Consider the following 26,705-nt stretch of genomic DNA (forward strand, 5'->3'; position numbering starts at 1 on the left):
TTTACTTATTCTTTGCTTTTTTCTTAGCCTGCCTATCAACATTGATAGTGCTATACATCTTATCCATCAATACTTCTGGTTTTGCTTTTGTTATGTATTCGTCATCAATTTTGACAATTGGTGATAGTCTTTTTGAATCTTCAACTTCATCCATTATGTTTGCGTAGATTATTTCAATCTCTGGAGCATTACCTAGATCATCTACTTCGTAAGCAACTTCCACATCCCTTTTTACTATTTCAGCTGAATCATGTAAATATTCATTGCCGTGGGCAGTACACCTAGCACATGAGCATATAGTTACCTTCATTTTATTCTCCTTTTTATTTAGTCCTACTATGATTGTAACAAATTTAACACTTTATTTCAATATGGATTTGCATTTTATTCTAAATTTATATTAATGATAAAGGTAGAACCCTCTCCCAGAGTACTTTCTAAACTTATATTCATTTCTAAATAATCTGCTATATGTTTGACTATAGATAGGCCAAGACCAGTTGATTTCACCTTCCTGTCCCTAGACTTATCTACCACATAAAATCTTTCAAAGACTCTTTTGATGTCAGAATTTGCAATCCCTATTCCTGTGTCCCTTATACAAAGCTTTATAGAGCTTGCTTCAAGGATTGAATATATTTCAATTTCTCCTCCTTCCTTATTATATTTGATGGCATTTTCGTAAATATTTGATAAGAGGTCGACAAATAAAGATTTCTGGCTATAAATTTTAAAATTATCTAGGCGGTTTATTACTTTTATGCCCTTTTTATCAGATGCATGGGCAAATTTTTTGATTATTGTATCTATTTCATCTTTTAAATCTATCGGACTCTTGCTTAGTTCAAAATCTCTCTCATCTAGCCTTGATATTTTTAGGATATCATCAATTATTTCTAAGAGTCTATTGCCTTCTTCATAAATAATCTGAGCAAATTCTCTTATGTCTTTATCCTTAGCTAGGCCTGTAGCAATTAGCTCTGCGTAGCCATTTATTGATGTAAGTGGGCTTTTTAGTTCGTGGGTGACATTGCCAGAAAATTCCCTTCTCATTAGCTCTGCCTTCCTAGTTTCCGAATAATCTATGACTATGACTACAAAGCCCATCTTCCAGTCCTCGTTTATCGGGTCTATAAATAATTTTAGATGGTAATTATTTACGTCTATAGATAGGGATCTGGACTTAGATGTAAGCTTTACTTCCCTTACGGCAAGGAGGTATTCTTTTTTGTTGATTAGATTTTCTAGATGGACACTCTCATCCTTATTTAGGAAGGTCTTGGCAGATTCATTCATCATATCTACCTTACCCTTGCTATCAAAAATGATAAATCCTTCTTCCATGTTTGATGTCATAGCCTTAAGCTGGTCAATCTTTCTTTCTAGAATGGAGACTTTTTTTTCTAGTCTAACATTTTTATTTAATAAATTTCTATAAATCTTGCCCACATCTTCAAAATCATCGCCTATGTCTTTGAAATCGTAATATTTATTGAAATCACTGACCTTGCTTGCATAGCTATCAAGTTTTTTATCTATAAAGAGGTGCGACCAAATTAAAATTGCAAGACTTCCTAGATAAAATATTAAGATATTTATGTAATCTTTGCTATATAAAGCTACAACCACAGCTAGGATGCTAGCTATGGTTGCTGATGTGATTAGGGATTTTTTAGTTAACTTTTTCATATTTCTCCAAATTTATAACCGAGATTTCTTACTGTCTTTATATATTTTCCCGCATCCTTTAGCTTGCTTCTTAAGCTTGCTATATGGACATCTACGGTTCTTGTTTCTCCTTGGTAGTCATAGCCCCAGATTTTTATTAGAAAATCATCCCTGGTTATGACATTACTTAAGTTGTTCATAAATAAATTTAGCATTTCAAATTCTTTGTAGGTTAGGTCAATTTTTTCCCCATCGACCTTGACCGTACGTTTTTTTGTGTTAATGCTTATGTTTTTGTAGTTGATATGGTCGGTATCTTTCTTGTTTGACCTTCTTAGGACTGCCTTGACCCTACTTAAAAGTTCTAGGATTGAAAAAGGCTTACTTATATAGTCATCTGCCCCACTTTCTAGGCCTAGGACCTTGTCAAATTCATCGGTCTTGGCTGTAAGGATTATTACTGGCAGGTCAGAAAATTCTCTTATTTCCTTTAAAATTTCTATCCCGTCCTTGCCTGGCAGCATTAGGTCAAGAAGTAATAAATCGCAAGGCTTATCCCTTATGATATCTACTATATCGATTCCATCCTCAAAGGTCTTTAGCTCATAGCCCTTCTCGCCTAGGGCGTAGGCTACTAAATTTCTTATTGCCTTGTCATCTTCAACTACATATATCATTTATAACCTCGTTGCTAATTCTGCTACTCTTCTTAGCCTATCTCCTAATCTTTCAAAGTATTTGAATAAGAGGATTTTATTTGATAATTCCACCGCTCCTATCTTATCGTCTTTGTTTAGTTTTGCTGTATAATTTATAGCATCTACAAATAATTTGTTGTTTATTTGGTCTTTTTCTATGGTTTTATGGGCTAGGTCCTTATCATCATTTACAAAAGCATTCATAGAATCAAGAGCCATTTTCTTTTCATTGGCTATGAATTTCTTTAAAAAGTTTGTCTCTTCTTCTGTAAGGTCGTATTCTTTCAGGATGGTCGCTGCCGATGTGAGATGGCTTGCGATTCTTTTTTGACTTGAGGCAAGCTTTATTTCCATTTGCAAAAACCTTAAATCGCTTGCTACCGGTTGTTGGAGGGCAAGGAGTTCAAAGCAGAAATTTTCTACCCCGCTTGCTCCCCTTCTAATATCATCATAAAGCTCTATTACATGGTCTAAATTTTCTTTATTCTTGCTTTCCAAATATAGGTCAAATCTATCATAGGATATTAATATTAGCTTGTTGACCTTGCTTGACATTTCCTTGATTGAATCTAGGTCGTTTATAAATCTACTTCTCATCATATCATCCAAACCTTCCTGTGATATAATCTTCGGTCCTCTTATCAGCTGGGTTTTCAAAGATTTTTTTGGTATCATCCATCTCTATGACTTCTCCTGTTAGGAAGAAGGCTGTTTGGTCAGAAATCCTCGCTGCCTGTTGCATGTTGTGGGTTACTATTACTATAGTGTAATTTTCTTTTAGCTGATCCATTAGCTCTTCTATGGCTGCTGTTGATATTGGATCTAGGGCACTTGTTGGCTCATCCATTAGAATTATTTCAGGATTTACTGATAGGGTCCTTGCTATACATATCCTTTGCTGCTGGCCACCTGATAGTGATAGGGCATTTTGCTTAAGCTTGTCCTTTACCTCATCCCAAATTGCTGCAGATTTTAGGGATTTTTCTACGATTTCATCAAGACTGTCCTTATCCCTGATTCCACTTATTTTTGGCCCGTATGTTATATTGTCATAGATTGATTTTGAAAAAGGGTTTGGTGATTGGAAGACCATGCCTACATTTCTACGAAGGGAGACGACATCCACATCTTTTTTGTAAATATCCTGCCCCTCTATTTCTATTAAACCTTCTATTTTACACGAATCAACAAGGTCATTCATCCTATTAAAGCATTTTAGGGTTGTAGACTTGCCACAGCCAGAGGGGCCTATAAAGGCTGTTACCTTGCCTTTTTTGATATCCATATTTATATTTTTTAAGGCCATGAAGTCGTCATACCATAGCTTTAAGTCCTTTACAAGGATTGATGTGCCCATATCCTCGACTACTCTTTCCTTAAAGATTTTTTTGTTTGATTTTTTTATATCTTTTAGCTCTTGGTCTATATTTTTTTCAAGAGACTTTTCTTTTTTATTCTCCATTTTTTCTCCTAAGCTTTGACTATTTTCTTGCTTATTTTTGCAGATAGGAAGTTTATTATCACTACAAAAACAAGTAGTAGGACCGCTGTGGCATAGGCTTCTTTTACATGAAATCCCTCACTTGATAGGACATACATGTGCACTGCCATAGTTCTTGCTGAGTCAAATAAACTTTTTGGTATTTCTGGGTGGGTTCCCATTGTATAGATTAGGGCTGCAGATTCTCCTACTATTCTTCCTGTTGAAAGGAAGATTCCCCCTAGGATTCCGTCCATGGCATCTGGAAGTATCACCTTAAAGATGGTCTGGATCTTTGTCGCTCCTAGAGCTAGGGATGCTTGGGCCTTTTGAGGGTTTACTGTAAGAATTGCCTCTTCTGTGGTCCTTATGATTGTAGGTAGGACCATGATTGCTACTGTCAAACATCCTGCAAGGAGAGAATATTTCATTCCAAGTCCAAGTCCAGTTCTTGTTACAAAAAATAGGTAGCCAAACAAGCCATAGACTATAGATGGGATTGATGATAGGATTTCTGTTGAAAACCTAACTGCCTTTATTAAAAATTTGTTTTTTGCGTAATTTGATAGGTAGATGGCTGTAAAGATTCCTACTGGTAGGGACACGATTAGGGTTAGAAGGATTGTCATCAGGGTTGCTATCAAGGAAGGCATGATTGAGACATTTTCTGATGTGTATTTCAGAGAGAAAAGTCCCGGCGATATATTAGGTATCCCTTCAAATAGGATATAGGCGATGATGATTCCCGATACAGCATAGCCTAGGGTTGTTAGGTTCATTATTAGACCTTTAAATAATTTACTCATCTTAGCTCCTAAAATTTGCTTTCTGTTTTATTTCGTATGATATTAAATAATATGTTTATGATCAGGATAAAGCAAAAGAGGACCATGCCTGTAGCTATTAGGGCCTGCCTGTGCATACCTGATGCATAACCCATCTCTAGTACTATGTTTGTTGTTAGGGTTCTTGCTCCCTTTAGGAGGGATGTTGGCATCATAGGCTGGTTACCTATGACTAGGTAGACTGCCATGGTTTCACCTATGGCTCTGCCTATGGCAAGGATTATTGATGAAAATATTCCTGATTTGGCATATGGCACTAGGACCTTGGCAATGGTCTCTTCCTTGCTTGCTCCAAGGGCAAGGGATCCTGTCATAAAGGTCTTTGGCACCTGCCTTAGGGAGTTTTCTGAGATATTTACCATAGTCGGTAGGACCATGATGGCAAGGAGGAGGGATGCTGTGAGCATGTTCATACCACTTTTTACTCCAAATATATCCTTAACTAAAGGCACTAGGACCATCATTGCAAAGAAACCATATACTACTGATGGGATTGCTGCCATGAGGTTGATGAGTGACTTGAGCGAGCCGTATGATTTTTTGGAATAATAGGCCATGAAGATTGATATGGCTAGGCCAAATGGTACTGCTATTAATGTTGATACTAAGGTTATGATAATAGATCCTACTATCATTGGTTTTATACCAAATTTTGGATTGCCTGCAGTTGGTTTCCAAGTTGAGCCTGTGATGAATTTTAAAAGTCCGTATTCATTTACAAACTTCATACCCTCAGAAAATATGAAGAATATGATAAGTAAGATAAGAAATACGGACATCACTGCAGACAAGAGGAAAATTATCTCGCCGATTTTTTCCCTTATCTTTTCCATTTTACTTTCCTAATTCGCTTGTATTTGTGATTTCGCCCTTAAAGATTTGCTTTAATTGGTCTATGGTCAAATCTTCAATCTTACTGTCTTTATTTACTATTACGGCTATACCATCTGTAGCTATTACCTCCACGGCTAGCTTGTCTTTTTCTTCATCTTTTAGTTCACGAGATGCCATTGCTATGTCAGCTGCCCCATCTATTACTGCTTCGATTCCTGCAGATGATCCAGTTGATTGGATTTCGATGTTGGCTTCTGGATTTAGTTCCTTATATTTTTCTACCATTTTTTCCATAAGTGGGGTTACTGAGGTAGAACCTGCTACTGTGAGTGTTCCCTTAGCACCACTTGCCTGGTATTTTTCAGAATCCTTAAGTGGGACATAGCCTTCTTCTAGGCTTAGGGCTTGGGCATCTTCGCTTATTACAAATTTAAGGAAGTCTTTGGCAAGGTCTGATAATTCAGCTTCTTTGTAGGCAAGGTTAAATGGTCTAGAAATCTTATATTCGCCAGAAGCTATGTTTTCTTCTGTAGCCTCGACTCCTTCTACCTTAACAGCCTTAACTGTATCATTTAGAGAACCTAATGAGATATAGCCAATTGCTCCTTCATCGCCAGCTACTGTTTGCATAACAGCATTGGTAGAGTTTTGAACTACTGCGGCTTGAGTTGTCATGTCTTCTTTCTCGCCGTCTACTTCTTCTTCAAGGCCGACTAGCTCTATGAAGGCACCCCTTGTACCTGAACCATCTTCTCTAGAAACTACAGTAAATTCATAATCAGCTGCATCTGTCTTGCTTGCTGCTTCTTCCTTTGCTGGTTTCTCTGTAGCTGTTTCTGTTTTTGTTTCTTCTTTTGCCTGATCACCATTTCCGCATCCTGCAAGGATAAGACCTAGTGAAAGTGTTGCTGCTAAAATTTTTTTATTTGTAATTTTCATTTTTAACTCCTTAAAAGTTTTTCTTTCGATATCTATAATACTAGGCCAATACTAAATCCGTTTTAAGGTTATGTAAAATCTATGTAAAATCTAAAAATCCCCACAAAAAAAGACCATTTTACTGGTCTCTTTTAAAAAATTTAGCCTTCTAAGACTTCTTCAAGAGTTGATCCTTGCTTCTTATCTGCATCTGTTTCAGGAATCATTACATTCATCAAAATTGATGTGAGAGCAGCAAGGACTACTGGAGAAACCCCGATTGCATTTTTAAGAGCCTCTGGCATAAATGTTATGCCTGCAGATTCAGCTGTTGTAACTATGGTTGTAAAACCAAAGCCAATAGCAATTGCAATTCCTACTATAGAAGTGTTTCTCACTGTAAGTGGTTGTTCGGTTATCATCCTGATACCATTCATAGTGATGGCTGCAAATACTGAAAGGGTTGCGCCTCCTACTACTGGAGCTGGGATTGTTGTAAGTAGGGATGATATTTTTGGCATAAAGCCTGCTATAAGAATTATGAGTCCTGCTTGGAAAAATACCCTTCTATTTATAACCTTATTTACTGAAACAATACCAACGTTTTGTGAAAATGTAGCTGTTGGAAGACATCCTATAAAGGCACCTATAACATTTGCCACACCAAAACCTACAATTCCTCCCCTAAGCTCATCATCTGTTGGGTTTCTATCCATTCCTCCGATGGTGGTTGATGACATATCTCCAATTCCTTCTATACATGTAACCATAAAGATAATTACAAAGGAAATTATGGCTGATGGTTCAAATTTTATGCCAAAGTGAAGTGGTGCTGCTACTGATAACCAACCTGCTTCCCTAACTGGTGATAAGTCTACCATATCAAAGAAAAATGCTATGATATAGCCAACAACCATGGCAAATAATACTGAAGCAAGTTTAGTAATGCCCTTGCCAAAGTGGTTAAGACCAACATTTACAAGAAGGGTGATTATACCAACAAGCCAATATTGCCATGCTCCCCAACCTGGGGCCATAACTGATCCTGCTCCACCCATATTTGTAATAGCAACTGGATATAGGGTAAGGCCTATAGCCAAAACTACAGTTCCTGATACAAGAGGTGGGAAAAATGGTGTTATATATTTGAGGGCAAGACCGAACACTATAGAAACAATAGCTCCTATTAATTGACTTCCTAAAACTACGGCCACAATTCCTTCGGGACCTAGTGATTCAAATTGACCACAAAGGGCAATCATGGTTGGTACATATGGGAAGGCTACACCATAAATCATAGGTAATTTACTACCCAAAATCCCTATTGGATAAAGCATCAAAAATGAAGTGAGGGCTGATCCTATAAGGGCCATCTGTACAAGTATAATGCTATCAGCGTGACTTAGGCCTGCTGCATCAGCAAAGATCAAAGCAGGTGCTACACAACCTGCAATCATTGCGATTACGTGTTGTAAAGCTAGTGGGAAGGCTTCTTTGAAAGAAACTTTGCCTTCAAATTGAAACAATTCTTTAAATTTACTTTCCATTTTCTCTCCTATTTTATTTTGGACAAAGAAAAAGCCACCTACAGGTGACAAGCTTATTCATTTATCCTAGTTCTTTTTTTGAAATGGCTAGTATAAGTATGTATAAATCAAAAAATTTATTTCTACCATTTCTAGATAAGTTATACAGTTAAAATCCCTTAAGTCAAGTTATTTATAAACCTTATTTTTTATAGTAATTTCGAAAGAAAATTTTAGTTTTGTACAATTTTTATTTTCCTATAAAAGAAGTAAAATAGAAGAATAATAGCGAAAAATAGAAGATGGAGAATTAATAATGAAATTAGTAATACCAGAAGCCTACAAGTCAAACGAGGACCTTTACAGGACTCAAGTTTTAATAAAGGAAATAAAAGATTATTTTCAAATCAACCTAGCCAATAACCTAAATTTAAAAAGGGTATCGGCTCCCCTATTTGTATCAAGCAAATCAGGCCTAAATGACAACCTAAATGGCGTAGAAAAACCAGTATCATTTAACTTGCCAGAGGCTGATAACGAAGAAATGGAAATTGTCCATTCCCTAGCCAAATGGAAAAGATACGCCCTCATGGAATATAAATTTAAAACCCACGAAGGCCTCTACACAGACATGAACGCCATTAGAGCATGCGAAGAGCCTGATAATACCCATTCCTTTTATGTAGACCAATGGGATTGGGAAAAAATAATTAATAAAGAAGATAGGAATGAAGAATATTTAAAACAAACAGTAGAAATCATCTACAGGACCATGAAAAGTCTTGATGAATATCTTTGTGGTCTAATACCTACAAGAAGCAAACTTCTAACAGATCAAATTAGGTTTATTACCAGCCAAGAGCTTCTCGATATGTATCCTGACAAGGATCCCAAAGAAAGAGAAATACTAGCAGCAAAAGAATTTGGTTCAATATTCTTATTGCAGATAGGTTCTCTCTTATCAAATGGTGAAAAACACGATGGCAGGGCCCCAGACTATGATGATTGGCTCCTAAATGGAGATATAATCGTCTACAACCCAGTCCTTGACGATGCCCTAGAGCTATCATCAATGGGAATCAGGGTAGATAGCCATAGGCTTAATGAACAATTAAAACAATCAGGCAACCTTGATAGGCTCAAATACGACTATCACAGGCTCCTCCTTGATGACAAGCTCCCACAAACTATAGGTGGAGGAATCGGTCAATCAAGGCTTTGTATGTTCTTCTTACAAAAGGCTCACATTGGAGAAGTCCAAGTATCCTACTGGCCAGATAGTCAAAGAAGGACACTCGCCAACAAAGGAATCCAATTACTATAAAAAAATCGCTTAAAAGGCTCTTGCCTTCTAAGCGATTTTTAATTTTCTCGCAAATATTCTTTAATCTCTGCTATAAAAAGATCACCATACTGTATTAGTTTTTTCTCTCCGACTCCCTTTATCCTTAGGAATTCTTCCTCTGTCTTTGGCTTATTTATAGCCATGTCCTTTAGGGATTGGTCGGAAAATATTATAAATGGTGGGATTTTTCTTTGTTTTGAAAGCTCTAATCTTAGGCTTCTGAGCCTTTCAAATAGGTCTTCTTGGTCGGCATTTGCTAGATCCATTGACTTGTGCTTTTTGCTGGTTGATTTTTCTTCTTCTCTTTTTCTTATATAAAACTTATCTTTGGAAAATAAGATATCCTTTGATTTTTCAGTCAGGGCAAGGATTGGATAATCAAGACCATTGACCTTGATGTAGCCATCTGCTAAAAGGGCTGCGACCATATCCTTGATTTCCTTTTGGCTGGTCTTGGCCATGATGCCAAAGGTTGAAATATTTTCTAAATTTTTCTCTCTTGAGTTTTTATTCTTAGACCCCCTAAGGCAATCAACGACTGTATTTATCCCATATCTCTGGTCAAGCCTGTAAATACAGGATAGGATCTTCTGGGCGTCAACCGTCTTATCGATTTTCTCGCTGGTCTCCAGGCAATTTGAGCAAAATCCACAGTCATTAATCGCATCTTGACCAAAATATTCAAGTATATAGGACCTTAGGCACTTACTCGTATTTACATAATTTATGATGGTTTGGAGTTTTTCAAGCTGGACATTCCTGTAGGCCATATTATCGGTTTGGTTTATAAGATGTTTATTTATTATTATATCCTGGGCAGAATAGAGTAGGATGCAGTCAGAATTTTCCCCATCACGGCCTGCTCTCCCTGCCTCTTGATAGTAGGATTCCATATCCTTTGGCATATTGTAGTGAATTACAAAACGCACATTTGACTTATCTATCCCCATGCCAAAGGCATTTGTCGCTACGATTATATCTTTTTTATCAAAGAGGAAGTCTTCCTGGGCCTTTTTTCTATCAAGCTCAGTCAGTCCTGCGTGGTATTTGGTAGATTTTATGCCAAGGGCCTTTAAGTTTCTATCTATGTCATCAACTCTTTTTCTGGTAGATGCGTAGATTATACCCGATTCATTTTCGTGATCTTTGAGATAATCTCTCAAAAACTTTAGCTTTTCCTTGGGCTTTTTGATTTCAAATTTAAGGTTGGGCCTGTCAAAACCTGTAATTTTGATGAAGGGATCCTTAAGTTTAAGATTTGTTATTATATCTTCTCTAACTTCTTTAGTGGCTGTGGCTGTAAAGGCTAGAATTTGTAGGTCATCGCCTAAAATCTCATAAAGGCTTGGAATTAGCTTATAAGAAGGCCTAAAGTCATGGCCCCATTGGGATATGCAGTGGGCTTCATCAACTGCCACAAAACTTATGTCAATATCTTTTAAAAAGTCTCTAAAAAACTCATTTTCTAGCCTTTCTGGCGACACATATAATAGCTTTATTTCCCCATTTCTTACTTCTTTTAGGGTATTGACATAAGTCTCATAGTCCTGGCTTGAGTTTATAAAACACGCCCTTATCCCATCTTCCCTCAGGGCATCAACTTGGTCTTTCATTAAAGAAATTAAGGGAGAGATAACAATAGCTGTCCCATTCTTTATTAGTGCTGGCAACTGGTAGCAAATTGATTTGCCTCCACCGGTAGGTAGGACTCCGAGCACATCCCTTCCTTCTAGGATATTATTTATCAAATCCTCCTGGCCAGCCCTAAAGGAGTCATAGCCAAAGTATTTTTTTAGTTTGTCTAATATCTTTCCTGTCATATTTATCCTTAAAAAAATAATTAAGCCCTAGGACTTAATTATTTTCTTCATCACTATTTTCAATATTTGTATCATTTTGGTCTTCTGAGTCTGTTTGATCAGAATCTTCTTCAGATTCTTCTCTTTCTTTGTTTTCTCTTTCAGTCCTGTCGATGTTTTTTTCTAAGGCGTTGTCTTTTGTTTTTTTAATCTTAGATTCATTTGTTAGGTACTCTTCATGTTCTAGCTTGGCTCCCTCGCCCCTATTAAAGACGATGTCACCAATTTTTGTTCTAAGGGTTACCTTATTTTTGCCCTTATTTTCTGACTGGTAGCCATCTTTTATATTTCTATATGAAATATTGCCAAGAACAAAGTTACCCACTTCAAGATTTGCTGTAAGGTCGTAGTTATCAATCTTATCCCTAGCATCTACTAAGATATCTCCTGTTTGAGTTTCAAAATCTAGTCTGTTACCTAACTTGCTGTCAGTTATCTTTATATCACCTGTAGTAGTCTTAAGGATTGTGTTTGATATTTCGCTCTTATCTAGGGAAATAGATCCTGACTCATTTGTGATAGATCCTTGGAAAAAGCCATTGTTTAAGCTAATATTTCCACTTCTTATCTTTAGGTCAAAGTTTTTAACTTCTAGGTCATCAATCTTTACATCACCTGCTCCAATTGAGCCCTTAATCTCTTCGATACCGCCTTCTGATGGCAAGAAAATCCTTACTATTGGAATTTTATCCTTCATGTAAAGATTTTTGCCCTCGATTTTGGACTTAAGTTTTAAAACTCCGCCCTCAAAGCTTACATCAAGCTTATAGGCATCATCTTCTCCCCTGTATAATTGGGTGTATTCAATATAAGGATTTGTTGATGACCTTTGGATTCTAACATCTGATGAACCAAGGTCAAAATCTATAGATTTTATTTGGTTTAAGTCAACCCTCATAATTCTTGATTGGTTGTAGGAATTTTCATCTATTTGACTGCTTGTAGAAGCATTTTTGATAGATGCATTCTTCCTTGAACTAATCATAAATATTACAAGGCCTATAAGGATTACTGCAATTATCCCAAAAACTAAAGACCTCTTGTTAAGCTCTTTTATACTCTTTAGAGGGTTAGGCAATTGAAATTCTGTATTGAATCTATTTTCCTTGTCTTTTTTACTTTCGAACTCTTCTTTTTTCTTATCTTCTATTAAATCTTCATCTATCTTTATCTTCTTATCGTCCACTGTCACCACCGCCTATATTTTGATTTACTAATATGCCAAAAGTCATTACAAATAGCCATCCCACGTAATAAAGGCTATTTGCTTTAACCATAAAATTTGCAAAAACTAATTCTAGTAGTTTTGAATTTATTTCTCCTCTTAGTAAATATTGTATCACAAAAACAAGAGAAAATACATTTATTAATGATATAAAAATCAAAAAAAATTGCTTTGTAACTACTAATTCATTTATTTTTATATAAAAATTTAAGATTAGGGTGAATATACTTATGAGGATTAGGTAGGCAAGAAATAATTCTTCCCTTACAAAAAATATAGAAGAGCCTATAAATATAAGGATTAGAAGAGCTTTTAACTCTTTAAATACATCTATTTTTATCAATATCTTACCTCCCATAAATAAAGCCCTGCTGGAGAAAGGGCTGGATTTGCTCTTTTTTTATTTTCTTTGTCAAAAAAGGCCCTAAATTCATCAAGACTTAACTTGCCTCTGGCAAGTTCTACTAGGCTACCTGACATTATCCTAACTTGGTTATGAAGAAATGAATTTGCCCTAAAAAATAAATTTAGCCTAGAACCATCTTGACTAAAATAACAATCATCGATTGTCCTTATAGTATTTATCTTAAGGTCTGTATCTTCCTTCATAAAGAGCCTAAAATCATGCCTTCCCTTTAAAACTTCAAGTCCCTGGCTTAACTTATCTAAATTTAGCCTGTAGGTTATATTTTCCATATAGTTCCTATAAACTGGATGCATAAGCCTATCTTGATAAATTACATACTTGTAGGTCTTATCTAGACATGAAAATCTTGCGTGGAAATTAAGGTCTACTTCCTTTGAAGAAATAGCTAAAATATCATCAGGAAGGTGTGGTTGGATATGGTAGGAGAAGGCCTTGGGATTTATGTCAGATGCTGTTAAGAAGTTAAAATAAAAACTTCTTGCATGTACTCCCCTATCTGTCCTTCCGCAAGCTATTATCCTGTTTTCTTCCCCACTTACCTTATTGACTGCCTTTTTTATTTCTTCTTCGATGGTTCTTACATCCTTTTGGTATTGAAATCCAGAAAAGCCTGACCCATCAAAGGCTACTTCCATCAGTACATTTTTTACCATACAAAATACATTACTATTATGATTTGACAAAAGATTGTAAAGCCAATTAGGCTTATCCAATCGATCTTTTTCATATGAATTTCATTTAATCTTGTGCGCTCTTCGCCTATCCTATAAAGCCTAGCTTCCATAGCTGTTGCAAGATCTCCTGATCTTTTTAGGGCATTTATAAACAAAGGCACAAGTAGTGGAACCATTGACACGGCCCTATCTATGATATTTCCACTTTCAAAGTCAGCTCCCCTTGCCATCTGGGCCATCTTTATCTTATTTGCTTCATCAAAGAGTGTTGGGATAAACCTTAGTGATATTGATATCATCATAGCAAGCTCTCCTGCTGGAAAACCAATCTTTTTAAGTGGTGAAAAGAGCTTTTCTAGACCATAGGTTAATTCCATTGGGCTTGTTGTGTAGGTTAGGACTGATGTTGATAAGATTATTAGGATTAGCCTTAAAATTGTAAAGGCAGTCCTATAGAGTCCTTCTTCAGTAAATTTAAGAGGTCCGACTGTAAAGATTACCTTGCCTGGTGTGGTTACAAGGTTAATTAGACCTGTTAGTACTATTATGAAAATTAAGGGCTTAAGGGACCTAAGGATTGACTTAAATGGTATCTTTGCAACTGCAAGCATAGCTATTAAAAGAATTACAAAGGGAATATAAGTGTAAAAGTCCTTAACAAAAAATATTGTAATTATATATAAAAATACCCCCACAATCTTAACTCTTGGGTCAAGCCTGTGGATGAAGGTATCAAAAGGTAGGTATTGTCCTATTGTAATATTAGCCATTCTTAGCTCCTAAGTGCTTGTAAAGTTCTTCTATCGCCTTATCAACTGTGTAAATTTTATCATCTACATCTGGATTTTTCTTCTTGTAGGCCCTCATAAATTTTGTAATTTGAGGTACATCAAGTCCGATTGATTCTAGGTCTACTTGGGTGAAGGTCTCAAAAGTTGACTTATCTGAGTAAACTTCCCCCTTATTCATAACAATTACCCTATCAACATATTCTGCCACATCTTCCATAGAATGGCTAACTAATACTATCGAAAGCTCATCGTCATTATTGTATATATCTAGGATTTCAGAAAATATCTCATCTCGTCCTATAGGGTCAAGTCCTGCTGTAAGCTCATCTAAAACCAAAACCTTTGGATTCATCGAAAGGATTCCTGCAACGGCAACCCTTCTTTGCTGACCACCTGATATTTCAAAAGGTGATACATCCTTATAGGTCTCATAATCAAGGCCTACCTTGGCCATGGCAGATCTAATTCTCTTGTCAATCTCATCTTCCTTAAGGCCCATATTTTTAGGACCAAAGGCAATATCTTTGGCTATGGTTTCTTCAAATAGCTGGTTTTCTGGATATTGGAAGACTAGGCCAACCTTAAATCTGGCAGCCTTTCTCTTTGCCTTTTCCTTAGAATTTATTCCATCTATTATGACATCTCCATGACTTGGGATCAAAAGACCATTTAAAAGTTGGACTAGGGTTGACTTACCTGAGCCCGTTTGGCCTATAAGGCCTATTATTTCTTTGCTATTTATCTCTAGGTTGATATCTTTTAGGGCATATACCTCATTTGGCAGGCCCTCGTTGTAGATATAATCAACATCCTTTATTTCTATTTTCATATGCTTTCCAAAAACTCCTCAGCTGTAAGGGGTAGTCTATCAAATTTGACCCCTTTTTTTGAAAGTCCGTAAGCTACTTCTGTCACTTGTGGCACTGCTAGGCCTAGCTCTTTCATCTTATCTACTTGGGAGAAGACTTCTCTGCTTGTACCCTCGAGGGCCTTTTTGCCCGAATCTAGGACTACTATCTTATCGGCAAGGACAGCCTCTTCCATGTAGTGGGTAACGTAGATTATAGTTTTTTTGTAATCTTTATTTAAGCTTTGGATTAACTCAATTACATCCTTACGACCTTGGGGATCAAGCATGGCTGTTGGTTCATCAAAGATTATATAATCTGATAGCATGGCAATAACACCTGCAATTGATACCCTCTGCTTTTGGCCACCTGAGAGGTTGGATGGGTTTCTTTTCTTAAAGGCACTCATACCAACTAGGTCGATGGCCTTATCGACTCTTTCCCTAAGTTCAGGATGCTCTACCCTTAGATTTTCTGGCCCAAAGGCAACTTCTTCTTCGACAGTTGTGGCAACCATTTGGTTATCAGGGTTTTGAAATACCATTGAGCATTTTTTTCTTATCTCCCACTGGTTTTCTTCATTACTGACTATCCCATCTATACTTATTGTGCCTGCACTTGGCGAAATTTGAGCATTCAAGAGCTTTCCAAGGGTGGACTTGCCTGAGCCGTTGTGGCCCAAAATTGCTACAAAGTCCCCCTTTTCTATATCAATGGATATATTATCCAAAGCTGTTTTTCCTTCTGTTTCTTCGTCTATACCTGGGTAGGTATAGGTCACATTTTCAATTTTTATCATCTTTCTTCCTAATAAGACATAGCTGGACTGTTGCTTGTGCTTGATTCATATACAACTACCGGTAGGCCAAATGGTACCATTTCAAATAGCTTGGCTGCCATTGCTGGTGGCATATTTAGACAACCGTGGCTGCCGTTTGAAAAATAAATTCCACCACCAAAACCGCCTCTCCATGGAGCATCGTGGAAGCCTTCTCCATCCCATCCTATTGGCATCCAATAAGATACTGGGGTTGCATACCTTCCACCATTCATATCTGCACCCTTGAGGGTTGTATTTCTTTGTTTAGATTGGATTGAGCCTACACCTACGTTGGTTGCCCAAGTAGTGGATGTAGGTAGACCTGATACTATTGATGTTTCTAAAACTACATTTCCATCTTGATAATACCACATATATTGTCTTGATAGGTCTACTTCTATATAGCTATCACCTAAATCCCCACCATCTTCATATCTAGCATAACCAGCCCTTTGATAAACTGGTTCTATATCTCCGGATTTTCTAGTGTTGATTAGTTCATATACCTTATCTATTGTTGCTGCTTGGTCTAAGATAAAACCGTAAACTCCTGGATTCACAGTAATCTTTCCTATGCCGGTTGCAGAAAATGTTCTGTTTTTGCCATAGGTATTGGTTTTTTCAGCTACTTCTTCAATAAATTTAGCAAGTCTATCATAGTTTAATTCAAAGCTTGTTCCATTTGTATCAAACATATCGACAAGTTCTTGTCCTTCAAGCTTTATGTCAAATCCATTGAAGTTGAATTTTACTTTTAAACCCTCTATTGTCTTTCCATCTGCTAATAATTTTTCTAATTCTTTTGAATTATTTTTAACTTGAGGATTGATATAATCACTATCATCTAGGACTATTTCTTCCTTGTGAGAATAAATAGCATCCTTTATTTTTGCATCAAGTTTGTTAGGGTCGATCATATTTCCCATTACTTCTGGTATTATTGTAAAGGCCCCGTCGTTGTATTTTAAACTTGCATTTTCTGGCTTTGTAACATTTGTCATAAGGGCAGATGTACTTACGAGTTTTTCTAATTTTTTCTCATCATATTTTATATTATAATCAAAATTAAATTCATCATTTGCCACATTTGCAAAGGCTAGTGGCCATTTGAATGGGTTTTGGTCAATAGATGCTGATTCTGGGATTGATGCCTTATAATCTACATCTTTAAGGTTGATTGTTGTAGCTCTTTCATCCCTGCCTTTGATATTTATAGAAAAGCTTTCAGCTGGCTTCTTCAATGCCTCTTCTTTAGATGCATATGATATGTCCTTACCATTTACAAAGGTATTTGGAAGGGCTATAAAAGCAAAGACCACTGTTACTATTAAATATAATCCTATTATTACAAGTAAGCCTATTAAAAGTCCTCTAGACTTCTTGTTGTTTCTTTCGTCTGTCAAAAGTCCTCCTTGCTTGGTTTTTTGCCATAATATTGGTAGAAATCTACCTTTTGGCCACCATTATATAACTTTCTTTTTCTAGATAATTTCCTCTTAAATTTCCTATCAAACTTATCATCTGCGCTTATAAAATATAAAGACCAGGTGTCAAGCCTTGCTAGCTTGTTGTTTATCTTTTTATAAATTTCGTCCATATTTATGTCAGATAGCCTAAGTCCGTAGGGTGGATTGGATATAAATATACCGTAATCATCCTTAAGTGCCACAGATGACATGTCCCTTGTTATAAAAGATATATCTTCTTCTACACCGGCATTTATGGCATTTTGCTTGGCAAGACTTATGGCCCTGCCTGATATGTCTGAACCTAAAATATTTAGCTTTTTAGAATAATCTATCCTTGCTAGGGCTTCTTTTTTGGCATCTTGATAAACTTCAGGTCCTATAAATTTAAATTTATTAAAGTCGAAGTCCCTATCTATGCCAGGGGCTATATTTCTAGCTATCCTTGCAGCTTCTATAAGGATTGTCCCCGACCCACAAAAGCCATCGAATAAAAATCTTTCTGGCTTATAAAAAGATAGGTCTACAAGGGCTGCCGCAATATTTTCCCTGAGGGGTGCCTTTACCGAATCTTCTCTATATCCTCTCTTATGAAGACCCTCTCCAGATGTATCAAGGCAGATACTTGCCCTATCCCTATCTAGCATTATCTCGATTTTGACTCTTTCGGCTGATTTTTCAAAATGTTTGACCTTATAAAAGGCCCTTAACTTATCTATTATGGCCTTTTCGCTTATAGATTGGATTGACCTTAAAGAAAATAGCTTAGACTTGTAGGTCCTTGCATTTACTATAAAATTGCTGTCCTTATTTAAGATATTTTGCCAAGAAATTTTATTTACTCCCTCAAAGAGTTCTTCAAAATCTCTTGCAATGAATGATCCTATTTCTAGAAAGATCCTATCTGCATGCCTTAAATTTATATTTAGTTTTCCTAAGTCGCTAATCTTGCCATTTAAGACAATCATCCCATCACTTACTTCAAAATCTTCATAGCCTAAATCTCTTAGTTGAAATTTGACTAGGCTTTCAAGGCCGAAGCTTGTGGTAATTAGTATTTTTTCCATAGTTTTATTATAACAGTTTTTTAAAGCTTTTCATCTTTTTTGGCACAAGAAAAGCCACAAAAGTGGCTGATTTCTAAATTAAATTTTTCAAAAACTCATAAGTCTTGGAAAAGACGATGTTTCTCACATCTTCATTGGTAAAGGAGTGGTCTGCTTGGTCGATTTCTTCATAGGTCGCATATTTGAAAGCTTTTTGCAATTTCTCATTTGCATCCCTAAATACCAAGGCATCCTTATTTCCTCTTAGGATTTGTACCTTGCCTTCATATTCTTTGGCCTTGCCATAGATATCCTTTAATATAAAGTCCAAGAGGAAATTGATATGAATTCTCTTTCCTCCAATATCAGCATCCCTAATGCTTGCTACAAGCTCATCGAAGGATTGGCCAGCCTTTATCTTGCTCTGACTTAGGGCTTCTCCCTCAAACACTGTCTTTGCCATGACCTTTAGATAGTCCTTATCGTTCATATCGCTTGCTGGAGCTAAAAGTACTAGGGCCTTAGGCTTTAGTTTATAGGCTAGAAGTGTTGATATTACTCCACCTAGGGAATGACCTATCCAGAAAATCTTATCCTTGTCAACAAAATATTTAAGCTTTGCAAAGTCATTTATTATTTCTGCTTCTTCAAGCTCTCTTGATACGGTCATATCATAAAAGCTTCCGTCTGATTCACCAGAACCTGAAAAATCAAACCTTATTGTGACAAAACCTCTATCTGTAAGATATTTTGAATGTTGGATTCTAAAATCTGTTGACCCATTCCTATCTCCCCCAAAACCGTGAAAGAAGATGGCTGTTGGGTATTTCTTGTTGGCATCAAAATCATCAGGGGTGTTTATCACACCCCTTAAAATTATGCCATCTGCTTTTCTTATCTCTTGGTAGATGTATTTCATTAGGCTAAAACTCTTGCAACTTCTATTCCACAAGCTGATGCTTGAGATAGAGAGTGGGTTGCTCCTGAACCATCACCTATACAATATAGGCCTTTTTGGGTTGATTCAAATTTATCATCTACTTCTACTTCTGAGTTGTAGAATTTAACTTCGATTCCATATAATAAGGTATCATCATTTGCCATACCTGGTGCTATCTTATCTAGCTGGTAGATCATCTCGATTATATCATCAAGCTGTCTCTTTGGCATTACTAGAGATAAATCTCCTGGTGTTGCCTGCATGGTTGGCTTGGTAAAGGACTTAGCCATTCTTCTTTCTGATGAACGACGACCCTTAATTAGGTCACCAAATCTTTGCATCAAAACTCCCCCACCTAGCATGTTTGAAAGCCTAGCTATTGATTCGCCATATTCATTTGAGTCTTCAAATGGCTCTGTAAACCTATTTGTAACCAGAAGGGCAAAGTTTGTGTTTGCTGATTGTAACTTAGGATCTGTAAAGGAATGGCCATTTACAGTTAGGATTCCATTAGTGTTTTCTGTTACAACATGGCCGTAAGGGTTCATACAAAATGTCCTTACAACGTCATTATATTGCTTGGTTTGATACATTATCTTTGCTTCATAAACATCATCTGTTATATGCTTAAATACTTCTGCTGGCACTTCTATCCTAAGACCTATATCAACCCTATTTCTCTTAGATTTGATATTGAATTTATCACAAACCTCACCTATCCACTTAGATCCAGACCTACCTGCAGCAAGGACTATATCATCAGCCCTGAAAGTTTCTCCCTTATTAGTTTTAACTATATATTTTTCATCTTCATAGTCTACATCGGTGACCATGGTTGAAAATTCAAAGTCTATCTTATCTTTTACATAGTCAAAGATTCTTTGAAGGATTAGCTTGTTTCTATCAGTACCAAAGTGGCGAACCTTGGCATCTAATAAGTGAAGGTCATGTCTTAGGCATATTGTCTTAAGGTTGTTTTTGTCTGTGGAATATAACTCAAGGTCATCTCCTCCGTCAAAATCCATTAGGACACTATCTACATATTCCATAAGCTCCATGGCCTTTTTTTCTCCAACATACCTATGTAAATCTCCACCAAAATTGGTTGTTATGTTGTATTTGCCGTCAGATAGGGTGCCTGCACCACCAAAACCATACATGATGTTACATGGCTTACATCCTATGCAGTGGTCAACCTTGCCATCTGTAATTGGACAAGACCTGTTTTCTACTTTTCTACCACCATCGATTATGAGGACCTTTTTCTTTGTATCAAGCTTAGTTAATTCATAAGCCAAAAAAGCTCCTGCTGCTCCTGCACCTACTACAATAATGTCATAGTCTTTCATGATTTCTCCTCTTCTTAGAATTCTACTTAACCTGCTATATTATACGATTTATAAGCTTTTTAGCAAACATTTTTATATTTTTTTGGATAAAGTGTTAAATTTTATGTAAACTATTGAGAATTTGTTAAGAATTAAGTAAAATACCTGTAATGATATTTATAATTTTTAGGTAATAAAGATTTTATAAGAAAGGAATTTTTATGAAAAAAGCTTTTGAAAGGGCCTTGCCCTACACAGTACCAGTTATAATCGGCTACATGTTTTTAGGCATAACCTTTGGTATTATGGTCAGTCAAGAGGGTTATAACCCACTTTTTGCACCATTTTTATCACTAACAATCTATGCTGGTAGCATGCAATTTATAATCCTTCCCCTCCTTAAGACTGATATTTCTATCATAGCAATTATTATCCTAACCCTATCAGTCAACATAAGGATGATGTTTTATGGGGTAAGCATGATCAAAGAATACAAGAGTTCAAAGAGCAAGTTTCTCTTTATATTAACACTTTCAGATGAAACCTTCGCCCTTGATACTTCTATTAAGCCACCAGCAGATGTAAAAAAAAGTGATTTTTTCTTGGCAATTGGCCTTATAAATTATTTGGTATGGGCCATCGCTACCTACATAGGCGCCCTACTTGGCAATCTAATTAGCTTTAATACCATGGGGATGGACTTTGTCCTAACCGCACTTTTCCTAGTGCTCTTGGTTGAGCAATATTTTGCAACTAAAAACCACAAGCCACTTAAGATTGGACTTGCCCTATCTATAGTAGCACTTTTGATATTTAAGCCAGATAATTTTATGATACCAGCCCTACTTTTAATTGTTTTAAGCCTATATGGCCTCAGGGAAAGAATCGAGGAAAAAAATGTCTAGAATACTAATGATAGTCTTTGCATCAGCCCTAACTACTTTTTTAATCAGGTCAACACCTTTTTTCTTCTTTTCAAAAAAAGATTTACCTGATTTAATCAAATATTTTGGCAAGTACTTACCTTTTGCCCTCATGCCCCTACTTGTAGTTTTTGCCTTAAGAAATATAAATGTTTTGGCCTACCCTTATGGACTGCCTGAAATAATAGCATCAGCTACAGTAATCATTCTCCATGCTAAATTTAAAAAGCTCTTTATTTCAATATCTGTAGGCACTTTTGTCTATATGGTATTAATTCAATTAGTTTTTCTTTAAAATAGTAGTAAAATAAAGTCTAAGAAAAGAAATAAGTTTAGAGGAGAAACTATGAGAAAAGAAATAAATATATCTAACAACAAGGCCGTTATTAACTTTTCAAAGGCCTATTTCAACAACTCCGATGACTTGCTAAAAAGCGAGGGCTTCTTTGAAGTCATTTGCTCTTTTGTAAATCACCACAAAGAAAATAGAACAAGAATCTATACCTACCTAGAAAAATTTTTTAGGTCATCAGATATAGAGGCTCTTGCAAGCGAAATTAGGGACATAACAAAAATTCTTACAGTTATGAGCCTTGATGAAATCAGCGAAAAAATCAACAAGTACCACGACCTAAACAAGGAAAGAGAAGCCCTAACAAGAATCGTAGAAGATGTCTACGACTATTGGAGAAAGCTAGAAAGATACTCAATTATCGAACAATCTGACTATGATAGGGGCTTAGAAGTAGAAAACTTCCTTTCTTCAAATATCAGATTTAAGGACCTTATCCTTGAAATCTACAGAAAGGTAGAAGTATCAGTTACAGGCAAAAGCCCAAAGGTATTTAGACAAGTGCCAGCCGGTGCCAATGCTTCAATGATAGTTAAAAACTTTGAGATAGCCTATCCAAAAGATTATGCCTACCTAAATGAAATTCCTTTCATAACCAAGGTAATGATCGAAACCCCTTATATAACCTATACAAAATCAAATAAGAGGGACGGCTTCTTTGAAGAAGTAGAAAATAACCCAATAACAAATCTTGATATAGATACAGACGAATTCTTATGCTATCCAGCAAGAGTTGGGGATAATTTAATCTACATCTACTTCCACCAAAACCTCATCACCCATGGCATATCAGCATCAAACCTTTTTGACCTAGCCGATGAAGAGGAAATTCAAAATAACAGACCAGATGCTATCTATGTATTTGGTGGAGAAAATTCTAAAGACCAAAACGTCTTCTACGAAGATAAGTCAGGCCTTTTAATAGGTTATGTAAATTATTCAGACAAGAAAGATTACTTCGGTTATCTTAAGAAAATGTGCCTAACCCTATCAAATATCATCTCAATGAAAAAATCCTACCTCCCAATCCACGGTGCAGGTGTAAATGTAGTTTTACAAAATGGCAAGAGTGCCAATGTTGTAATCCTAGGCGATAGCGGAGCTGGAAAAAGCGAATCAATCGAAGCCTTCAGAACCCTTGCCAAGGACTATATAAAGGATATGACAGTAATCTTTGATGATATGGGCACATTCAGAATGAAAGATGACAAGGTCAAGGCCTACGGTACAGAAATCGGTGCCTTCGTAAGGCTAGATGACCTAGATTCTGGCTATGCCTTTAAGCAAATAGATAGGTCAATCTTCATGAACCCAGATAAGGTAAATGCAAGACTAATCATGCCGGTAGCCGATTATTCACAAATCATGGCAGGCTATGAAGTAGACTTCTTCCTCTACGCAAATAACTATGACAAGATCAAAGAAGATGATAAGTCAATCGAATTTTTCGATAACAAAGAAGATGCAATCAAGGTATTTAAACGTGGAGCAAGGTTTGCTAAGGGCACAACTACAGAGACAGGACTTGTAGAATCCTACTTCGCAAATCCATTTGGACCTTACCAAAAACAAAAAGTTTGCGACCAACTAATCGAAGGCTATTTCTCAAAGCTATTTATGGATAAGACAAAAGTTGGAGTCATAAGAACCCAACTAGGTGTAGAAGGCATGGAAACAGATGGCCCACTAAAATCAGCTAGAGAACTTTTTGAAATAATAAAGGCCTTATAAAATTATCAATAAAAAAGAGTTGAAATTCACTTAAGAATTCAACTCTTTTTTCATTTTTAATATTAAAGCCTTTGGATTTTTATAAAATCAAACAACTATAATTTTTCAAAATCACTTTAAGCTCATTTTCATTTGCCTATAGCATTTTCCCTGCCATAATAAAATAAATATTGTTGGGCATAGCCTGCAAGATCTCCAAAGATTTCCCTAGCATAGTTATCCACTTGCTTTTTAGGCACTTCCTTGCCGATGTAAAGTGTTTCCATGACTCTTTTAATCCACACATCTACAGGGAAGGTCTCCCTCCTGTGGTAGGCAAAGAGCATTATACAATCGGCAACCTTTGGTCCAATCCCTGGAAGCTCATTTAACCTCTTATGAAGGTCTAAATCTGTAAGATTTTTCTCATCTTCAAAATTTAAAAAGCCATCCACAAAGGCCTTAGCTGTTTCAACTATCCTTACATCACGAAAACCTACTCTAGCGTGTTCTCTAAGCTCTAATGGGTCAACTTTAGCCAAGACTTCTGGTCTTGGGAAGGAATAATAAGAAGATCCCATATAATCACCAAGATAGTCTCCATATCTTTCAGAAATTATCCTAACTGCCTTTTTAATCCTTGGTATTTGATTATTGGCAGAAATTATAAAAGAAATTGTTGTTTCAAATAATTCTTGATTTAAAATCCTAATTCCATAACCATAGTCGCAAGCATCCCTTAGGGTATCATCTTTTGAAAGAAAATTCCTAATAGATCCATAATCTGTTCCAAGATCAAAGTAATCATAAAAAATCTCATAAAATTCATCAAGGCTCACATTTCTTATAAGTGTGTAGCCATCGCATTCTAGTAAATTTATGATTTTTCCTAAAAAAACAGCCGTATAAGACCCATCTTCTTCAAGCTTGAAGTTAAAACACTGACCGCATTCAAAAATATGGGTCGGATTAAAAGAATCTTCCCTAAGTTTTAAGCCCAGGGAAGTTTCTTCGATATTTAATTCTCTTTTATCTTTTGTTTCAAATCTCATTATCTAATCCTAAGCGCATGCACTGCTAGCCTTTGATCTGCATAATCATATTGGCATGTTGAAAGAGTAATAATTGTATCATCTTCCTTAAATGCCCTGGTATCAAGGCTTACCTCAGAGTTTGACCTTAATTTATTATAATATGGTACCTTATCCCCTGTATAGGTGAAATCTAAAGTCCTATAGTCATAATCTGATGGGATTCCATAGGCAGAAAATATCAAATATTCACGAAGACCATCTTCTGTTGTAAGATATATTGTCCTGTGCTTTTCTGCAAATTCTTGCTTTCTATATTGGTCAAGAGGTGTAAACATAGAGTCAATCTCAAGATGGTGACCATAGATAACAGAGTTATCATCTGTAATATCACTTGAATTATAAACATCCATAAAAATTGATCCAGCTATATCATACTCCTTATTTAAGCCCTTTCTTAGATAGAATTCATTATCAGGTCCTTGAAGAATCGGATATTTTATGCCTGTGCCAGGAATTTCTATAACAGCAATAACATCTGAATTTTGCTCTTTTAATTTCTTAAGTAGGCTTAGGTGAACTTTCTCAAGTCTAGCAAGAGGGTCACTTTCTTTGCCATCTTTGCTGCTTTGTCCTTCATCTCTAGCTACGTCTTCTTCTGCTTCTTTAGATAAGTTTTCTATATATCTATTATTTTTCATATTAGTCCAGTAATCTAGACCTCTTTTTCCTAAAATTGCTATACAGGCTAATATTATCAAAATTAGGATAAACCTAATAAGCGCCATTATTTTTGATTTCATTTTACCACCTTTAAAACGTTCTTTTTACTAGTATAATATACCATAAGAGATGATAATTAAAAGTTTTTTATCAAAAAAGGAGTAAACATGAAAGATTATAAATTATATGTAGGAACTGTATGCAGATATTGCAAAAAAGTTGAAGATTTCATGAAAGAAAATAATATAGAAATTCCCCTAGTGAATATAAATGAAGATAGAGATGCCATGATCAAGCTAATAGACGAAGGTGGAAAAAGACAAGTACCTTGCCTCTATCACGATGGCAAATATCTCTATGAATCTGACGACATAATAACCTATCTTAAGGAAAATCTTCTTGGATAAAACTATGATTAAGTTAATAGCATCTGATATTGATGAAACAATAATAGATCATAACCGCCTTGTACCAGAAAGAAACAAAAAGGCTATCAAAGCCGCCCAAGATAAGGGAGTAATAGTCATGCTTGCAACTGGAAGGGGCCCTTATGAAATATTTGATATACCAGACCAAGCCGGAGTGATAGCAGATGACCGCTTTGTCATATGCTGTAACGGTGCTGTAATCATGAATGTGAAGACCAAAGAAATTATAGATGTCCTAGCTATGGACTTCTCCTACGCTAAAAAGATTTTTGAATATGCTTATAAAAATAAGCTTACATTCTATCTTTATACCCTAGATAAAAAATATGGTATAAACCTAAGCGATGAAACACTCATTGCTGAAAGCCACATAAACCTTATAGAGGGGGACAATATAGACTTTCTAGAAGGCCAAACAGTTCTAAAAACAATAATAAAGAATTCAAATATGAACCAGCTTCAGGCCCTAGAAGTCGATATAGCAAGAATAACTGATTATAATCTTGAAATATCCTATTCATCAAATATGTACATGGAGATAAATGCTAAGGGTGTAAATAAGGCCATAGCTCTTAAAAAAGTCGCTGACCATTATGGTGTAGATATGAAAAATGTAATGGCAATCGGTGATAACTACAACGACGTAGCCATGCTAGAAGAAGCAGGAACTGCTATAGCAGTAAGAAATGCAAGATTGCAAGTAAAACAAAGCGCAGACTATGTAACCCAAGCAGATAATAGCAAGGGAGCTGTAGGCGAAGCAATTGAAAACTTTGTATTAAATTTATAAAATTAAGTAA

Annotated in this window: 28 protein-coding genes; 6 read left to right on the forward strand and 22 right to left on the reverse strand. The window is 36.0% G+C overall.

Going from position 1 to position 26,705, the window contains the following annotated elements:
* Position 1 precedes the first annotated feature (1 nt).
* The 9 genes from NH288_RS00095 to NH288_RS00135 all read right to left on the reverse strand — a co-directional run bounded on the left by NH288_RS00095 (position 2) and on the right by NH288_RS00135 (position 7,990).
* Positions 2 to 310, reverse strand: coding sequence for a hypothetical protein (locus NH288_RS00095; protein ID WP_106460806.1), 309 nt, complete (start codon positions 308 to 310; stop codon positions 2 to 4).
* Between the two features lie 74 nt (positions 311 to 384).
* A complete protein-coding gene (locus tag NH288_RS00100) occupies positions 385 to 1,689 on the reverse strand; it encodes a sensor histidine kinase (RefSeq protein ID WP_265212132.1) in 1,305 nt (434 codons plus the stop codon).
* Positions 1,686 to 2,345 carry a response regulator transcription factor gene (locus NH288_RS00105; RefSeq protein WP_106460808.1) on the reverse strand — a complete coding sequence of 220 codons (660 nt, stop codon included), beginning with the start codon at positions 2,343 to 2,345 and terminating at the stop codon, positions 1,686 to 1,688. Before NH288_RS00105 ends, NH288_RS00100 begins: the two co-directional genes overlap by 4 nt.
* Positions 2,346 to 2,963 carry a PhoU domain-containing protein gene (locus NH288_RS00110; RefSeq protein WP_265212136.1) on the reverse strand — a complete coding sequence of 206 codons (618 nt, stop codon included), beginning with the start codon at positions 2,961 to 2,963 and terminating at the stop codon, positions 2,346 to 2,348.
* 4 nt (positions 2,964 to 2,967) lie between these two features.
* Complete coding sequence (gene pstB, locus NH288_RS00115; protein ID WP_265212286.1) at positions 2,968 to 3,723, reverse strand: phosphate ABC transporter ATP-binding protein PstB; 756 nt, start codon at positions 3,721 to 3,723, stop codon at positions 2,968 to 2,970.
* 113 nt (positions 3,724 to 3,836) lie between these two features.
* The gene (gene pstA / locus NH288_RS00120; RefSeq protein WP_265212138.1) at positions 3,837 to 4,652 is read right to left on the reverse strand and encodes a phosphate ABC transporter permease PstA; all 816 of its coding nucleotides are present in this window, start codon (positions 4,650 to 4,652) and stop codon (positions 3,837 to 3,839) included.
* An 8-nt stretch (positions 4,653 to 4,660) separates the two neighbouring features.
* Positions 4,661 to 5,524 carry a phosphate ABC transporter permease subunit PstC gene (gene pstC, locus NH288_RS00125; protein WP_265212140.1) on the reverse strand — a complete coding sequence of 288 codons (864 nt, stop codon included), beginning with the start codon at positions 5,522 to 5,524 and terminating at the stop codon, positions 4,661 to 4,663.
* Between the two features lies 1 nt (position 5,525).
* Positions 5,526 to 6,464, reverse strand: a complete 939-nt coding sequence (locus tag NH288_RS00130) for a substrate-binding domain-containing protein (protein ID WP_265212142.1) — start codon at positions 6,462 to 6,464, stop codon at positions 5,526 to 5,528.
* Positions 6,465 to 6,604: 140 nt separating this feature from the next.
* The gene (locus NH288_RS00135; RefSeq protein ID WP_265212144.1) at positions 6,605 to 7,990 is read right to left on the reverse strand and encodes a uracil-xanthine permease family protein; all 1,386 of its coding nucleotides are present in this window, start codon (positions 7,988 to 7,990) and stop codon (positions 6,605 to 6,607) included.
* Between the two features lie 295 nt (positions 7,991 to 8,285).
* Between NH288_RS00135 and asnA the strand changes: the two genes are divergently transcribed.
* On the forward strand, positions 8,286 to 9,293 hold the full coding sequence (gene asnA, locus NH288_RS00140) for an aspartate--ammonia ligase (protein ID WP_265212146.1): 1,008 nt from the start codon (positions 8,286 to 8,288) through the stop codon (positions 9,291 to 9,293).
* A 38-nt stretch (positions 9,294 to 9,331) separates the two neighbouring features.
* Here the strand turns inward: asnA and recQ are convergent, their stop codons facing one another.
* The 11 genes from recQ to NH288_RS00195 form a co-directional block, all read right to left on the reverse strand.
* Entirely contained in the window at positions 9,332 to 11,134 is a 1,803-nt protein-coding gene (gene recQ, locus NH288_RS00145) for a DNA helicase RecQ (RefSeq protein WP_265212148.1), read from the reverse strand.
* A gap of 34 nt (positions 11,135 to 11,168) precedes the next feature.
* Positions 11,169 to 12,359 carry a DUF4097 domain-containing protein gene (locus tag NH288_RS00150; RefSeq protein WP_265212150.1) on the reverse strand — a complete coding sequence of 397 codons (1,191 nt, stop codon included), beginning with the start codon at positions 12,357 to 12,359 and terminating at the stop codon, positions 11,169 to 11,171.
* A complete protein-coding gene (locus NH288_RS00155) occupies positions 12,349 to 12,741 on the reverse strand; it encodes a hypothetical protein (RefSeq protein WP_106460817.1) in 393 nt (130 codons plus the stop codon). Before NH288_RS00155 ends, NH288_RS00150 begins: the two co-directional genes overlap by 11 nt.
* Complete coding sequence (truA, locus tag NH288_RS00160) at positions 12,738 to 13,478, reverse strand: tRNA pseudouridine(38-40) synthase TruA (RefSeq protein ID WP_265212153.1); 741 nt, start codon at positions 13,476 to 13,478, stop codon at positions 12,738 to 12,740. Before truA ends, NH288_RS00155 begins: the two co-directional genes overlap by 4 nt.
* Entirely contained in the window at positions 13,472 to 14,269 is a 798-nt protein-coding gene (locus NH288_RS00165; protein WP_265212155.1) for an energy-coupling factor transporter transmembrane component T family protein, read from the reverse strand. Before NH288_RS00165 ends, truA begins: the two co-directional genes overlap by 7 nt.
* Positions 14,262 to 15,119: an energy-coupling factor transporter ATPase gene (locus NH288_RS00170; RefSeq protein WP_265212156.1), complete on the reverse strand. Its 858-nt coding sequence runs from the start codon at positions 15,117 to 15,119 to the stop codon at positions 14,262 to 14,264. The genes NH288_RS00165 and NH288_RS00170 overlap by 8 nt, the downstream gene beginning before the upstream one ends.
* Positions 15,116 to 15,937, reverse strand: coding sequence for an energy-coupling factor transporter ATPase (locus tag NH288_RS00175; protein ID WP_265212158.1), 822 nt, complete (start codon positions 15,935 to 15,937; stop codon positions 15,116 to 15,118). The genes NH288_RS00170 and NH288_RS00175 overlap by 4 nt, the downstream gene beginning before the upstream one ends.
* Positions 15,938 to 15,945: 8 nt before the next feature.
* Positions 15,946 to 17,361: a L,D-transpeptidase family protein gene (locus tag NH288_RS00180; RefSeq protein WP_265212160.1), complete on the reverse strand. Its 1,416-nt coding sequence runs from the start codon at positions 17,359 to 17,361 to the stop codon at positions 15,946 to 15,948.
* Positions 17,358 to 18,491: a THUMP domain-containing class I SAM-dependent RNA methyltransferase gene (locus tag NH288_RS00185; protein WP_265212162.1), complete on the reverse strand. Its 1,134-nt coding sequence runs from the start codon at positions 18,489 to 18,491 to the stop codon at positions 17,358 to 17,360. Before NH288_RS00185 ends, NH288_RS00180 begins: the two co-directional genes overlap by 4 nt.
* Before the next feature lie 73 nt (positions 18,492 to 18,564).
* Entirely contained in the window at positions 18,565 to 19,389 is an 825-nt protein-coding gene (locus NH288_RS00190) for an alpha/beta hydrolase (RefSeq protein ID WP_265212163.1), read from the reverse strand.
* Positions 19,389 to 20,759: an NAD(P)/FAD-dependent oxidoreductase gene (locus NH288_RS00195; protein WP_265212165.1), complete on the reverse strand. Its 1,371-nt coding sequence runs from the start codon at positions 20,757 to 20,759 to the stop codon at positions 19,389 to 19,391. Before NH288_RS00195 ends, NH288_RS00190 begins: the two co-directional genes overlap by 1 nt.
* A gap of 200 nt (positions 20,760 to 20,959) precedes the next feature.
* On the opposite strand from NH288_RS00195, the gene NH288_RS00200 reads away from it, so the two are divergent.
* From NH288_RS00200 to NH288_RS00210, 3 genes are read left to right on the forward strand one after another with little or no spacing between them, the layout of a single operon-like run.
* Entirely contained in the window at positions 20,960 to 21,643 is a 684-nt protein-coding gene (locus NH288_RS00200) for an AzlC family ABC transporter permease (RefSeq protein ID WP_265212167.1), read from the forward strand.
* Positions 21,636 to 21,956, forward strand: a complete 321-nt coding sequence (locus NH288_RS00205) for a branched-chain amino acid transporter permease (RefSeq protein ID WP_106460826.1) — start codon at positions 21,636 to 21,638, stop codon at positions 21,954 to 21,956. The genes NH288_RS00200 and NH288_RS00205 overlap by 8 nt, the downstream gene beginning before the upstream one ends.
* A 51-nt stretch (positions 21,957 to 22,007) precedes the next feature.
* Positions 22,008 to 23,744 (forward strand): phosphoenolpyruvate carboxykinase, encoded by a 1,737-nt coding sequence (locus NH288_RS00210; RefSeq protein ID WP_265212170.1) that lies wholly within the window; start codon positions 22,008 to 22,010, stop codon positions 23,742 to 23,744.
* A gap of 128 nt (positions 23,745 to 23,872) precedes the next feature.
* Here the strand turns inward: NH288_RS00210 and NH288_RS00215 are convergent, their stop codons facing one another.
* Positions 23,873 to 24,778 carry a DNA-3-methyladenine glycosylase family protein gene (locus NH288_RS00215; RefSeq protein ID WP_265212287.1) on the reverse strand — a complete coding sequence of 302 codons (906 nt, stop codon included), beginning with the start codon at positions 24,776 to 24,778 and terminating at the stop codon, positions 23,873 to 23,875.
* Positions 24,775 to 25,557: a class B sortase gene (gene srtB, locus NH288_RS00220; RefSeq protein ID WP_265212172.1), complete on the reverse strand. Its 783-nt coding sequence runs from the start codon at positions 25,555 to 25,557 to the stop codon at positions 24,775 to 24,777. Before srtB ends, NH288_RS00215 begins: the two co-directional genes overlap by 4 nt.
* Before the next feature lie 87 nt (positions 25,558 to 25,644).
* On the opposite strand from srtB, the gene NH288_RS00225 reads away from it, so the two are divergent.
* Both NH288_RS00225 and NH288_RS00230 read left to right on the forward strand, forming a co-directional pair.
* Complete coding sequence (locus NH288_RS00225) at positions 25,645 to 25,884, forward strand: glutaredoxin family protein (RefSeq protein ID WP_265212174.1); 240 nt, start codon at positions 25,645 to 25,647, stop codon at positions 25,882 to 25,884.
* Between the two features lie 4 nt (positions 25,885 to 25,888).
* The gene (locus NH288_RS00230) at positions 25,889 to 26,695 is read left to right on the forward strand and encodes a Cof-type HAD-IIB family hydrolase (RefSeq protein WP_265212176.1); all 807 of its coding nucleotides are present in this window, start codon (positions 25,889 to 25,891) and stop codon (positions 26,693 to 26,695) included.
* The last annotated feature ends 10 nt before the right edge of the window (positions 26,696 to 26,705 follow it).

The organism is Anaerococcus sp. NML200537 (assembly GCF_026131715.1).
Classification (GTDB): domain Bacteria; phylum Bacillota; class Clostridia; order Tissierellales; family Peptoniphilaceae; genus Anaerococcus; species Anaerococcus kampingae.